General features: G+C 70.8%; 9 protein-coding genes. 8 read left to right on the top strand and 1 reads right to left on the bottom strand.

Annotated features, from left to right (window positions below; genetic code table 11):
• The first annotated feature begins 52 nt into the window (after positions 1-52).
• The 8 genes from AU196_RS05460 to AU196_RS05425 are packed head-to-tail and all read left to right on the top strand — an operon-like array spanning position 53 to position 11,416.
• Positions 53-4,357, top strand: a complete 4,305-nt coding sequence (locus AU196_RS05460; protein ID WP_231737382.1) for an AAA family ATPase — start codon at positions 53-55, stop codon at positions 4,355-4,357.
• A gap of 22 nt (positions 4,358-4,379) precedes the next feature.
• Complete coding sequence (locus AU196_RS05455; RefSeq protein WP_059094071.1) at positions 4,380-5,162, top strand: hypothetical protein; 783 nt, start codon at positions 4,380-4,382, stop codon at positions 5,160-5,162.
• Positions 5,159-6,322 (top strand): polyprenyl synthetase family protein, encoded by a 1,164-nt coding sequence (locus AU196_RS05450; RefSeq protein ID WP_059094070.1) that lies wholly within the window; start codon positions 5,159-5,161, stop codon positions 6,320-6,322. The genes AU196_RS05455 and AU196_RS05450 overlap by 4 nt, the downstream gene beginning before the upstream one ends.
• The gene (locus AU196_RS05445) at positions 6,319-6,777 is read left to right on the top strand and encodes a hypothetical protein (protein WP_059094069.1); all 459 of its coding nucleotides are present in this window, start codon (positions 6,319-6,321) and stop codon (positions 6,775-6,777) included. The genes AU196_RS05450 and AU196_RS05445 overlap by 4 nt, the downstream gene beginning before the upstream one ends.
• Positions 6,774-7,037: a hypothetical protein gene (locus AU196_RS05440; protein ID WP_059094068.1), complete on the top strand. Its 264-nt coding sequence runs from the start codon at positions 6,774-6,776 to the stop codon at positions 7,035-7,037. The genes AU196_RS05445 and AU196_RS05440 overlap by 4 nt, the downstream gene beginning before the upstream one ends.
• Entirely contained in the window at positions 7,034-8,056 is a 1,023-nt protein-coding gene (locus AU196_RS05435; protein WP_059094067.1) for a hypothetical protein, read from the top strand. Before AU196_RS05440 ends, AU196_RS05435 begins: the two co-directional genes overlap by 4 nt.
• Entirely contained in the window at positions 8,049-8,453 is a 405-nt protein-coding gene (locus AU196_RS05430) for a hypothetical protein (protein WP_059094066.1), read from the top strand. The genes AU196_RS05435 and AU196_RS05430 overlap by 8 nt, the downstream gene beginning before the upstream one ends.
• Entirely contained in the window at positions 8,450-11,416 is a 2,967-nt protein-coding gene (locus AU196_RS05425) for an FAD-dependent oxidoreductase (protein WP_059094065.1), read from the top strand. Before AU196_RS05430 ends, AU196_RS05425 begins: the two co-directional genes overlap by 4 nt.
• Here the strand turns inward: AU196_RS05425 and aspS are convergent, their stop codons facing one another.
• The gene (aspS, locus tag AU196_RS05420; protein ID WP_059094064.1) at positions 11,417-13,201 is read right to left on the bottom strand and encodes an aspartate--tRNA ligase; all 1,785 of its coding nucleotides are present in this window, start codon (positions 13,199-13,201) and stop codon (positions 11,417-11,419) included.
• Positions 13,202-13,267 lie beyond the last annotated feature (66 nt).

The raw sequence follows: 13,267 nt of genomic DNA, 5'->3' as shown, positions 1-13,267 counted from the left end.
CCGGTCGGCAAACGTCGCGCGCGACGGCGTCCCGGGTGCCGTGACGGCTCACCTGATCGATCTCGACGGTCGTGTGGTGGGCCGCGGCGAGTTGCTCGCCGAACTGCGCGCGGAGGTGGAGGCGGCCGAACGCGAGGGCGGCGGATGCGTTCTGCTCAGCGGCGCGCCGGGCGTGGGGAAGTCGACCCTCGTCCAGGCCTTCGGCGCCGAACTCGCCGAGCACGGCTGCGTCTTCGCCTACGGCCGGTGCCGCGACGGCCAACCGGCGCCGTACGCGGCGCTGGCCGACGGCCTCGGCGCGCTCGTGCGGGCCATGGAGGCCACCGCCGCACCCGAGCGCGACAGGTGGCGCGCCGACCTGACCTCCGGGATGTCGGCTCTGTCAGGCGTCCTCGGCGACCTCGTGCCCGACGTGGCCCGGGTCCTCGGCGACACCACGAAGGTCACCGACCTCCACGCCGCCGAGGCCCGCCGCCGGCTGCACCGCGCCGCGATCCGCCTGATCTCGGACACGGCGTCGTTCCGGCCGGTGGTCCTGGCGATCGACGATCTGCAGTGGGCCGATCGGGATTCCCTGCTCCTGCTGTCGGAGCTGTTGACGACGTCGCTGCGCAACGTCCTGGTCCTGGGCACGCACCGGACCGGGAGGTTCGACCCGGCCGGCGCCGGGCTCGCCTCGGCGCGGTTGCGCACCGTCGAACTGCCACCGCTGACCCGGACGGACCTGGAGGAGCTGCTGGCCGGGGTGTGCGGACGGGGGCTGGAACTCGGTGACGTCGCGGCGGAGTTCCACCACCGCACCGGCGGCAATCCGCTGCAGGTGCGGCAACTCCTGCATCGCGCTCAGCGTGACGGCGCGCTGACCACCTCCGAGGCAGGCGGTCGATCCTGTTGGGATCTGCGGGTTCTCGCCTCGATCGAGGTGACCGCGACGACGGCGGAGTTCCTCGGCCACCTCCTCGGCCAACTGCGCCCGATCGACCGCGCGTTGCTGGGATCCCTGACGTGCTTCGGCGGGGAGTTCGACCTCGACGACGCGACCGCGGCGGCGGGGCGTCCGGCGGATGTGGTGGCCCACGCGCTCTGGGCGGCACTCGAACTGCGCCTGCTCGAGGCCGTCGACGGCGGTGGCCGCCGCATCGCCAACGCGATCAGTCACGACGCGCGATACCGCTTCAGCCATGACCGGGTGGCCGAGGCGGCGCGGGTGGGCCTGTCCGCCGACGACAAGCGGCAGACCCACCTGCGGATCGGTCGGCGACTGATGCGGCACGGCGACGACCGGTTGTTCGAAGCGGCGCGGCACCTCGGCATCGGCGGTCACGGCGTCATCGACGAGCAGGAGCGTCTCGCTTTCGTCGACGTACTGCAGCAAGCGGCTCGAAAAGCCAAGGCGCAGACGTCGTTCCCGCTGGCGCTCGACTGCTGCCGCAACGCGCTCGACCTACTCGGCGACGACCGCTGGGCCGCGCACTTCCCGCTGGCCCGGCAGCTGCACCTAGACGGCGCGAACGCCGCCCTTCTCGTCGGTGACACCGCGGGGCTGCACGCGCTGCTCGACGAAGCCGAGGTGATGTTGGTCGAACCGGCCGACCGCGCGCGGCTCGCGTACCTGCGCCTGAAGGGCTGTGTGGCGCAGAACCGGCTGCAGGAGGCGCTGGAGACCGGACTGCGGGCCCTCGACGAACTCGGTGAACCCCTGCCCGCCGCCGCGGGTAAGCCCCGCATGGCCGCCGCGGTGCTGCGGATGAAACTCACGATGAGCCGCTGGTCCGACGAGCGACTCCTGGCGCACCCCCACTGCGAGGACCGCTGCGTCATCGAGACGCAGCGGATACTCACCGAACTGCGCAGCCTGTCCTACATCGTCGCACCGAACCTCTTCCCGTTGATCGTGCGCAGACAACTCGACCTGACCCTGGCCCATGGCCATACCTCGAGCTCGCCGCTCGTCATGGTGAGCTTCGGGCTGCTGCTGGTGATGACCGGCGACCGCGCAGGCAGTCAGCGGTTCGGAGAGGTGAGTATGCAACTCGCCGACCGCGACGAGTTCCTCGAGGCGCGCCCGCAGACGGTGTTCATGTGCCTGAACTTCATCCGGCACTGGCGTCACCCGCTGCGCGACGGTCTGAGCCGGCTCCGCGACGCCGTCACCGAAGCGCTCGACCAGGGCGATCACGAATATGCGGGCTTCCTGTCGGCGGCGCTGCTGTCCCAGTCGTTCTGGATCGGCAGGCCGCTGACGGAGATCGACGCGCTGGCGCGCTCGCTGATACCCGAATTCCGTTCCCAACCGGTACCCAGCGCGCTTTGCCAGGCCGTCCAGCAGATCTGCCTGAACCTGATGGGCCGCAGCGGTGACCCGTTCCTGCTCGCGGGCGAGAGCGGCTACGACGAACGCGAGGCGCTGGCCGCGGCCCGGCGCGAGGGCGACGAGGTCGCGCTGAGCACCGTCGCCACGATGAAACTGGGCCTGTACTTCTGGTGCGGGGACTACCCCGGCGCCGCCGACGCCGCCGCCGAAACCCTCGCGCACGCGGGCGGGATGGCGGGCACGGCCATCTTCCAGCTCGACCACCTGATCGCGGCGTTGAGCATGATCCACGCCGCCCCCGGCGACCGGGCGACCCGTCAGTGCGTGCACCGGGCCCTGGATCTGCACCGCAAATGGGCTGTCGACGCACCCGCCAACTATGCCGCCCCCTGCGAATTACTGGAGGGGGTGTGGGCGCGGGCAGGCGGACATCGCCGCAAGGCCGAGCTGCACCTCGAACGCGCGATGACGCTCGCGGACCGCCATCAACTGCCGTTGATCGCGGCGCTCGCCCACGAAGAGGCCGCGACCCACTACGCCGACGTCGGACGGCGCTCGCTGGCCGAACACCTGCTGCGCACCGCTCACCAGCGGTGGCTGCGCCAGGGGATGACGCTGCGCGCCGCCAAACTCGCCCGTACCCATCCGTGGCTGCTGAGCCGCGAGCTCGTCCCGGCCGAGTCCGACGGCGTCGACCCCTCCGCGGCACACCACGTGATGCGCGCGTTGTCGGGGGCCCGCACCGCCGACCGCCTCGCGACCGTCGTCCTCGGGACGGTCGCCGACCTCACCGACGCGGGCCGGATCCTGCTGCTCACCGGCGAGGGCGAGGGCCTCGTGGTGCGCGCCGTCCGCGAGGGCGACACCACCGAGATCGTCGACGGGCCGTGGACCGAGGTCCGTTACGACAGGAGCGTCGTCCGCCGCGCGACCGAAAGCGGTGCGCCGCTGCGGGTCCCGTCCGACGCCGCCCGTCGTGTCGCGGCCGTCCTGGCGACCCCGATCCTGGTGCAGGACAGGGTGATCGGCATCGTCTACGCCGAACATCGGGACCCGGGCCACGATTTCACCCCGGTCCAGCAGGAGGCCGTCGCGTTCGTCTGCGATCAGGCCGCCGCACCCCTGTGGAACTTCCAGCTCGAACAGCGGCTTCGGGCCGCCGACGAACACCGGCGCTCGCTGATCGACGTGCAGTCCAAGTTCGTTCCGAACGAACTGCTGCGCATCCTCGACATCGACGACCTGCGCCGCGTCCGCAGCGGATACCGCGTCGAGCGGACGATGACGGTGCTCATCTCCGACATCCGTGGCTACACCACGATGCTCGAGGACATGAGCGTCTCCGAGGCGAGCAACCTCGCCATGGGGTTCATGCGGGCCGTCGAGGTGCCGATCATCTCGTGCAACGGCATGATCCAGGACGTCCGCGGTGACGAGATCGTCGCGGTCTTCGACTCCGGCCCGGACAGCGCGGTGCGCGCGGGCCTGGCGATGCTGCGCTCGCTGCGGGAGCACAACCAGGACCGGCTGGCGCACGGGTCCCAGGAACTGCGGGTCGGCATCGGGATCAACACCGGCGTCGTGGGTGTCGGGCTGGTCGGCGGGGTGAACCGCATGGTGCTGACCATCATCGGCGACGCGGTGAATCTGGCGGCGCGCATCGAGAGCACCAACAAACGCTACGGTTCGGCGCTACTCGTCTCCGACGCCACGTCCGCCCGGTTGACCGACCCCGGCCAGTTCGACATCCGCCGGATGGAGCGCGTGATGGTGGTCAACCGGCGCCGGCCGGTCACCATCTCCGAGGTCTACGACGACGACCCGATGCCGCTGCGTGAGGCCAAACGCCGGGCCCAGCCCGCGTTCGACCGCGCCTTCGCGCTGTTCGACGCCGGCCGCACCGACGAGGCGCGAGCGGCCTTCGAGCACTGCCGCGACCTGCTGCCCGGCGACCCGATCGCACCGCTGCACCTCGCCCACTGCGATGCGGTGACGCACGGGGAGATGTCCCCCGGACAGGACATCGTGCTCATCCACAAGTAGGAACGAAGAGGGGGAAACGCACATGCATGTGAGCGCCGATCGGTTGGCCCTGGCGGACACCGCAATTCAGCGGACCTTCGAACAGACCTGCGTGGCCTGGCAGGCGATCCCGCACTGGGACGTCGGCGATCCCGGCGCCACGAGGGTGCGCAGCGACACGGTGAACCCGCCGGGTTCTCCCACGTCGGTGGGGTTCACCGACCGCGCAAAGCCGGCTGACCTCGCGCTGGCCCAGATCGCCGCCCCGACACCGGACTCCATGATCACCACAGCGGTGGCCGCCGCCACCGCGCTCGCCACCGAGGTCGACACCGTAGTCATCGCCGCACTGCTCACCAATCCGGTCGACGACCTCGAACTCGCCGGGACCGACCCGCAGAACATCATGAAGGCGCTGATCGCCGCGCGAGCGAAACTCGAGGACGGCGGCTTCCGGGCCCCGTCGTGCCTGCTGATCAACACCAAGGGGTATCAGGATCTCAGCGCCTTCAGCGGCAGCTACCCGGTGACGGATCTGGTCCTGGCCGCCGCCAACGTCAACTCGCTGCACCGGTGCAGTCAACTGAACCTGGTGGCGGACAGAGCCGCGATGGTCCTGCTCGGCCGGCGGCAGCGCATCGCGCACGGTGCCGCCGCAGAGGCGTCGTGCGGTGAGGAGCCCGTGGATCTCGCGGTCCGGGTGATGCCGAGCCTCGAAGTCGTCGGCGCGAAGGCGGCCGCCGAGATCGAGGCCGTGGTGCGGGTCTCGTTCGCCACCCGGGTCACCGACAACGCCGGCGTCGTCGCGCTCCACGAGAAGCCATGACGTCGGCCGTCTCCGACCGCCGTGAGGTGGTGCACCCCCTCGAGGACTACCTCGCGCTGTGCAAAGAGTCCTGCGACAGGGAGATCGAGCGGCTGTACGGATCCGACGAACGCCAGACGGGCTTCGCCGCGCTGCTCCTCGACTACCCCCGCCGGGGCGGCAAGGCGCTGCGACCCGCGCTGAGCATCGCGGTCTGCCTCGGACTCGGCGGACACCTGGACGCGGTGCTGCCGACCGCGGCGACCCTGGAGCTCTACCACAACGCGTTCCTCATCCACGACGACATCGAGGACGAATCCTGGTGGCGCCGCGGCAAACCCACGATGCACATCGACCATGGCGTCCCGATCGCGGTCAACGTCGGCGACGCCATGCTCTCGATGTCGCTGCAACCGCTGCTGGACAACGTCGAACGCATCGGGCTCGGACCGGCCCTGCGCATCCTGCGGGCCGTCGCCCACATGACACGGAAGACCGTGGAAGGTCAGGCGATCGAACTCGACTGGGTGCGGTCCAACGCGTGGCGGCTCGACGACGCCGACTACCTCGAGATGGTCGAGTTGAAGACCAGTTGGTACTCCTTCATCACACCGCTGCAGGCGGGCGCGATCGCCGCCGGTGCCGGACCGGACCGGCTGGCGGCGCTGGAGGCGCTCGGGCGGCATCTCGGGGCGGCCTTCCAGATCACCGACGACCTGCTCAACCTGCGCGCGGACCCGCAGGAGTACGGCAAGGAGATCGGCGGCGACCTCTGGGAGGGCAAACGCACGCTGATGCTGCTGCACACCCTGCGCTCGGCGCCACCCCACGACCGCAGGCGCGCCCTGGAGATCCTGGGCAGGCGGCGTCCCGCCACCGACACCGAGACGGGACTCGCCGGACTGCTCGACCGACTGACCGCCCGGGGCGACCTGTCACCGGCGGGCCGCGCCGAGATCGCGGCCCGGTTCCGCACCGCGCAGACCAAGAACCTCGACGACATCCAGTGGTTGTACGAGCTGATGCACCACGTCGGATCGCTGCGGCACGCCCGCGAGGTGGCCGCGCGACACGCCCGCGACGCCGCGGCCGCGCTCGCCGATCTCGACTGGTTGCCGGCCAGCCGGCACCGGGACGCGCTGGCCCAGCTCGTCGACTATGTGCACGGGCGGACCCGATGACCCCCGAGACCCTGGTCCAGCTGCTCGCCGAACTCGAACGGATCCGGACCCTCACCCTCGATCTCGTCGAGAAGAGCACGCCCGTACTGCAACCCGCGCCTCCCGACGACGCCGACGAACCCGCCCGTGCGGTGTTCGACCTCCTCCTCGGAGCGCGCCGCGCGGTTCTCGGCAACCCGGCGGCCGCCCGCGAGGTGCATCGGCTGCTCGTCGCGGAGGGCCGGCGCTACGCGGACACCCCGGCCGGAGCGCGGCTGCGCGACGGGCTCGTCGCCTCCGAAGGGGTCGAGAACCTCCGCCGCATCTGGGAGACGGTCAGTCTCAACGTCCTCGACGGACCGGCCGGCGCCGACGGCGTACCGGACGCGTGGACCGACCTGCTCGCCGACGCGGTCATCGGGCACGGCCTCGACGATGCGCTCCTGGCCCGCCTGCGCCCGGAGGGATTCGCATGACCCTCACCGACCCACGCCAGGCGCTGGCAGAGCAGAGCAGCTTCATCGGCTACCTGATGGGCCTGGCCGGCGCCGCACACGTCGTCAGCGCACTGGCCGAGGGGCCCCCTGCCCGAACCAGCTCCGCGGCGGACGACTTCGTCTACGGTCTGCTCGGGCTGGCGAGCCTGGGGCGCGGTATCGAACACCTCGCCGCGCCCGCGATCGCACCCGCGGGGGTTGCGCCGCACACCCCGGCGGAGATCCGGTGGTTGCGATGACCGCCGCGCTCACCGTCAGCGACTTCCTTCGCACCCCCGTGCACGCCGCCGCGCGCCCAGAGGGGTTCAAGGAATGGCATCACTTCGTCGTCCACAGTCCGGACCTGCGGCTGTTGGTCAACTTCAGCCTCACCGACCAGACGTCGCGGACGAGGGGCGCACATCTGGCGCCGCGGGTGATCGTCATCGCCCACGACCGCCGGTGGAGCGGCGCCGTCGAACAATTCGACGCCTCCGACCTCGACGTCTCGTCCGACCTCGGCAGCCTCTCGATCGGCGGGAACCGCCTCACGGTGCGGCCCGACGGTTACGACGTGACCATCGACCTGCCCGCGCACGGTCTGCACGGCGAACTGCGTCTGACGTCGGTCAGCAGGCCGTTCGTCGTCAACAACCAGCCGGTGGGCGACGGCACGATGTGTTGGTTGTTCGTGCCGCGGCTGCGCGCCGACGGATGGCTGCGGGTGGGCGACCGGGACCACCGCGTCGTCGCCGCGCCGGCCTACCACGACCACAACTGGGGCCGGTTCCGCTGGGGAGGCGACTTCGGCTGGACGTGGGGCACACTCCTGCCGACGGACGCCGATGATCCGTGGTCGTTCGTCTTCCTGCAGATGACCGACCGGGCGCGGCTGCGCTGCCTGTCGCAGGCGCTGTACGTCTGGCACCGCGACGAACCGGCGGCGATCTTCCGGCACGCCGCGGTCAGCGCGCACCACCACGGCGTCCTCGACCGCGGCCCCGACTGCACCCTGCCGCCTGCCCTGCGGTTGCTCCTCGACGGGCGGACGCCCGGGGTGCCGGAACGCGTCGAGATCACCGCGCACCGGGCCGGTGACAGCGTCCACGCCGAGTTCCGCCCGCACTCCTTCGTCCGGCTGGCGCAACCGAGCGAGGTCCGCCTCGACGGTGCGACCGTCCTGTGTGAGACGAGCGGCACCGCCCACGTGACCGGATCGGTCGCGGGTGCGGACTTCGACGTCGTCGGCGCCGGTGTATTCGAGTTCCTCCATGGCTGAACGGATCTCGTCCCTGCTGCGCCGCTCCGTCGACCATCTCGCCGACGAGGTGCCCGACAGCTACCGGCTGCTGCTCGACCGGCTCGGCCGGCTGGTCGTCGAACTCGATGTCGACGGGGACGTGTTCACGATGCGCGGCGGGCGCCGCCTCGAGGTGTCCGACGGCCCGGCGCCCCAACCGGGTGCGCGGGTGAACACGTCGCGGACGGCCATCCTCGATATCATCGACGCGCGAACCGGACTCGACGAAGCCGTCGAGTCCGGCGCCGTCCACGTCCGAGGTGCACTCGAAGACGTCCTGCGCGCGCACGACACCCTGCTGGCCTACGTGCACGCCGCGGTGCGGGCGCCGTCGCAACCCGGCCTGCTGACCGAATTGCGAAGCGGGGCATCGTGACCGGTCACATCCCCACTCCGGCCTCCTGCCGACGGCGCCGCACGGTCGCCGTGCTCGGCGGTGGCGTCGCGGGGCTGACCGCGGCGCACGAGCTCGCCGACCGCGGGTTCGACGTCACGGTCTACGAACCCCGCGGTGACGAACGCACCGGGCTGGGCTCCGAACCGCCGGCGTGCTATCCGCCGGTGAAGCTGGGTGGGCTGGCGGCGTCGCAGTACTCGACCGCGGGCACCCACGACGGGAGCAACGCCGAGCTGAGGCCCTTTCCCGGCCGGCCCGGGACGCCCCGCGACCCCGGCCGCGCCGTCGCGGGTGAACACGGGTTCCGCTTCTTCCCGGCGTATTACCTGCACATCTGGGATCTGTTCCAGCGCATCCCGGTTCACGATCGCGTCGAGCTGCCCGGCGGCGACATCCGGTTCCTGCCCACCTCCCGCACCGTCTTCGACAACGTCCGCCGGGTCGTCACCCAGGGCACCACCGTGGAAGGCAAACCATCGCTGGTGTTTCCGCGTGAAGCGCCCCGCGACCCCGCCGAATTCCTCGGCACCGTGCGTCAACTCCGAGAACTGGGTTTCACCGAGGGCGACGTGACGACGTTCATGGGCAGGCTGCTGCGCTATCTGGTCACCAGCCCCCGCCGGCGGGCAGAAGAACTCCAGAACGTCTCGGCCTACGACTTCTTCGTCGGACGCGATCGCCCCGGCGGCGCCGCGAGGTTCTCCTACACGCCGCAGTTCGACGTGGTGCTGCGGGAGATGCCCAAGGTGCTCGCGGCGTTCGACTCCAACTGGGGAGATGCCCGCACCAACCTCACCACGTACCTGCAGCTGCAGTTGCGGATGGACCGCCGCGACAACAAGGCCGACGGGGTGCTCAACGGCCCGACCACCGAGGCGTGGTTCGACCACTGGTATCGCCATCTCACCTCGCTCGGTGTGCGTTTCGTCCGCGCGGTGGCCGACCGGATCGACGCCGCACCCGTCGAACCAGGCGTGCCGCCGCACCGCAGGGCACGGGTCAGCGTCACGCTGGCCGACGGGACGCGGCTGACGCCCGACTACGTCGTCGTCGCCGTCGACGCCCCCGAAGCCGAGCGCATCACCGCCCCCCTGCGGACCGGGGCAGCCGGCGGAACCGTCTCGCAACTGGCCGGTTTCACCACGTCGATCCCACCGGAGACCGGTCCCCTCGACCCCGCGGCGACCCGCCCCACGGGTACCCGCAACCCCTACGCGTTGGCCGAGATGGGACGGGTGCCGTGGGACCGGTTCCAGACCCTCGGGGGGATCCAGTACTTCTTCGACACCGAATTCCAGCTGCTGCGCGGTCACATGTACTACTCCGGAAGCGAATGGGCGCTGTCGTCGATCAACCAGCACGGCATGTGGGAGCGCAGGCCGACCCTGGCCCGCGACGGTCACGTCTCCGTCCTGTCCGTCGACATCGGCGACTTCAACGCCACGTCGGAGCATGTCGTCGACGCGGCGGGCCGGCCCAGGGCCGCACGCGACTGCACGGCCGACGAGATCGCCGCGGAGGTGTGGCGCCAGATCGTCACGGCGCTGACCGGCAATCTGGCGAGCCCGCCGACGTCGCTGCTGCCGACACCGGCCTGGTACGCACTCGACCGCGGGCTGATCATGGCCGACGGGCCGGGGCAGGGCACGGGCCCGCCGGTGATCAACGAAACGCCCTACCTCGTCCCGATCATCGGCGACTGGGAGAACCGGCCGGGCGGCGACCCGTGGAACCCGCACGGCACGTCCTACGTCGGGGTGCCGCCCGAGGACGCGTGGTTCGAGGACCTCGAGCAGCGCAACGTGTGGCAGGCCCGCCACGGCGGCTATCAGGTGCACAACAACTCGCTCGTCTTCGCCGGCACGTGGGCCAAGACGTTCACCAGGATGACGTCGATGGAAGCGGCGTGCGAATCCGGACGGCACGCGGTCAACGCGATCCTCGACCACTACATCTGGGTGGAGTCGGATGGCCACGACCGGCGCGACGAGACGACGCTCGAATGGCTCTTTCCCTACGGGTTCCTCGACCAGGGCCAGTCGACCCCGATCCGGATGCCGACGCCGGCCGGCGACTACTGCTACGTCTTCGACATCGAGAACCGCGAACCCCCCGAGACCCGTGCGTTGCGCGTACTCGATTCGCGCTTCTCCGAACGGTCGCTGCCCCATCCGCTCGACGCACTCGTCCCACCCACAGGAGGTAGTCCGATGACCACGCCGCCGTTCGACATGAACCAGCAACTGCTCGCCTACCTGCAGGCGTGGCGACAACTCCTGGAGCAGTGGACGGCCATGGCGGCCTCGTTACCCGGTGTCGGTTCCCCGTATCCGCCGGGCGCCCCGGGCGGACCCGCCGCACCCGGACCGGCCGACTACACCCAGCAGCTGTTCGGCTCCCTGCAGGCCTGGCGCCGGCACCTGGAGCAGGCCGCGGCTGCGACAGCGCAGGCCGCCCCGCAGCAGTCGGGCGGCCACGAACCCGACGGCGGGCCGTCGGGCGCTCAAGCGTCGTCGTCGTCCGGACCGACGGCGCCGCCGGAATACGAATACCGGCCGCCCGGAGACTACTGGGGCTCGGCGAATCCCGCCGGCCAGTGGGGCGCCCAGAAGCAGAAGGTGATCAAGCCGCCTCAGAACGACTGGGGCACAGTGGGTCTGCCGTTCCGCGACATCGCCGGCGGGCTCGATGGCGGACGGGCCCCGCAGGGTCCGATGCCGCCGCCCGACCGCTGGAGCAGTGCGATCGACCGGTTCCGCCCCGCTGACGTCCCGATCGTCGAACGGCCGGCCGGCCCGGTGGACTCCCCCGCCGCTCGGAGCGCTCGCTCGGCGTTCCGGGACGCGACCGCACCGGCGAATCCGGGCGTCGCCGCGCAAGCCACTCCGAAAACGCTGTACCGCAGCCTGATCGAGCAGCGCGACGTGCGCGGCGGCGGCTGACTAGTCGCTGTCCTTCTTCGGCTTGGCGTCGATGCCCGACTCCCTGCGCTGCTGCGGGGTGATCGGCGCGGGCGCACCGGTGAGCGGGTCGGCGCCGCCACCGGACTTCGGGAACGCGATCACCTCGCGGATGGAGTCCATCCCCGCCAGCAGCGCGGTGATGCGGTCCCAGCCGAACGCTATACCGCCGTGCGGCGGAGCGCCGAACGTGAACGCGTCCAACAGGAATCCGAACTTCTCCTGGGCCTCGTCGTGGTCGATCCCCATCATCGCGAACACCCGCTCCTGCAGGTCGCGGCGATGGATACGGATCGAACCGCCGCCGATCTCGTTGCCGTTGCAGACGATGTCGTAGGCGTCGGCGAATGCGCTGCCGGGGTCGGTGTCGAAGCTGTCGTGCGACTGCGGCTGCGGTGCGGTGAACGCGTGGTGGACCGCGGTCCACGCTCCCGATCCGACCGCGACGTCGCCCGCGGCGGTGGCGTCCTCCGCCATCTCGAACAACGGCCAGTCGACCACCCAGGTGAACGCCCACGCGTTCGGGTCGATCATGTCGAGGCGCCGGGCGATCTCGATGCGGGCCGCACCGAGCAGCGCGCGCGACGCCTTGGCGCCACCGGCCGCGAAGAAGATGCAGTCACCCGCGTTCGCGCCGACGTGGGCGGCCAGCCCGTCGCGTTCGGCGTCGGTGAGGTTCTTGGCGACTGGCCCGCCCAGCGTGCCGTCGTCGCCGACCAGCACGTAGGCCAGTCCCTTGGCCCCGCGCTGTTTGGCCCACTCCTGCCAGCCGTCGAGGGTGCGGCGCGGCTGCGACGCCCCGCCGGGCATCACGACCGCACCGACGTAGGGCGCCTGGAAGACGCGGAACGTGGTGTCGGCGAAGAATTCCTTGCACTCCACGAGTTCGAGGCCGAAACGCAGATCCGGTTTGTCCGAACCGAACCGGCGCATCGCCTCGGCGTAGGTGATGCGCGGCAGCGGGGTGGGCAGATCGTGGCCGATCAGCGCCCACAGCGCCTTGAGGATCTCCTCCGACACCGCGATCACGTCGTCGGCGTCGACGAAGCTCATCTCCATGTCGAGCTGGGTGAACTCGGGCTGGCGGTCGGCGCGGAAGTCCTCGTCGCGATAGCACCGCGCGATCTGGTAGTACCGCTCCATGCCCGCGACCATGAGCAGCTGCTTGAACAGCTGCGGGCTCTGCGGCAGCGCGTAGAACGAACCGGGCTGCAGGCGCGCGGGCACCAGGAAGTCGCGCGCCCCCTCCGGGGTCGACCGCGTCATGGTCGGCGTCTCGATCTCGACGAAGTCGTGGCGCGCCAGCACTTCCCGCGCGGCGGCGTTCACCTTCGACCGCAACCGGATCGCGTTGCCGGGGCCCTCGCGGCGCAGATCGAGGTAGCGGTACTTCAGCCGGGCTTCCTCACCCGCCTCGTCGTCCAGCTGGAACGGCAGCGGGGCGCTCTCCCCGAGCACGGTCAGCGAGGTGGCGTTCACCTCGATGCCGCCGGTCGGGATCTCGGAATTCTCGTTGCCTTCCGGGCGCACCTCCACGACGCCCTCGACCGCCACGCAGAACTCGGCGCGCAACCGGTGGGCCGCTTCGAGCACCTGCCCCGCTTCCAAGCCCTCCCGGAAGACCACCTGAGACACCCCGGAGGCGTCACGCAGGTCGATGAAGATGACACCACCGTGATCGCGCCGACGAGCCACCCAGCCGGCGAGCGTCACGTTCTGACCGGCGTCGGCGGGTCGCAGCGATCCGGCGACATGACTGCGCAGCACTGAGAACTCCTGAGGGAGGGGACGAGGACAACCGCCACAGTCTAGTGGGGTCGCCCCGGGCGTACT

Source organism: Mycobacterium sp. IS-1742, assembly GCF_001500125.1.
Taxonomy (GTDB): domain Bacteria; phylum Actinomycetota; class Actinomycetes; order Mycobacteriales; family Mycobacteriaceae; genus Mycobacterium.
The sequence above is the reverse complement of the archived record's forward strand: the minus strand, read 5'-3'. Positions and strand labels throughout refer to the sequence as shown.

Bases quoted from the DNA above. Each gene is read 5' to 3' on its own strand.
- AU196_RS05455 (WP_059094071.1), top strand. From the start codon at position 4,380: ATGCATGTGAGCGCCGATCGGTTGGCCCTGGCGGACACCGCAATTCAG.
- AU196_RS05450 (WP_059094070.1), top strand. From the start codon at position 5,159: ATGACGTCGGCCGTCTCCGACCGCCGTGAGGTGGTGCACCCCCTCGAG.
- AU196_RS05445 (WP_059094069.1), top strand. From the start codon at position 6,319: ATGACCCCCGAGACCCTGGTCCAGCTGCTCGCCGAACTCGAACGGATC.
- AU196_RS05440 (WP_059094068.1), top strand. From the start codon at position 6,774: ATGACCCTCACCGACCCACGCCAGGCGCTGGCAGAGCAGAGCAGCTTC.
- AU196_RS05435 (WP_059094067.1), top strand. From the start codon at position 7,034: ATGACCGCCGCGCTCACCGTCAGCGACTTCCTTCGCACCCCCGTGCAC.
- AU196_RS05430 (WP_059094066.1), top strand. From the start codon at position 8,049: ATGGCTGAACGGATCTCGTCCCTGCTGCGCCGCTCCGTCGACCATCTC.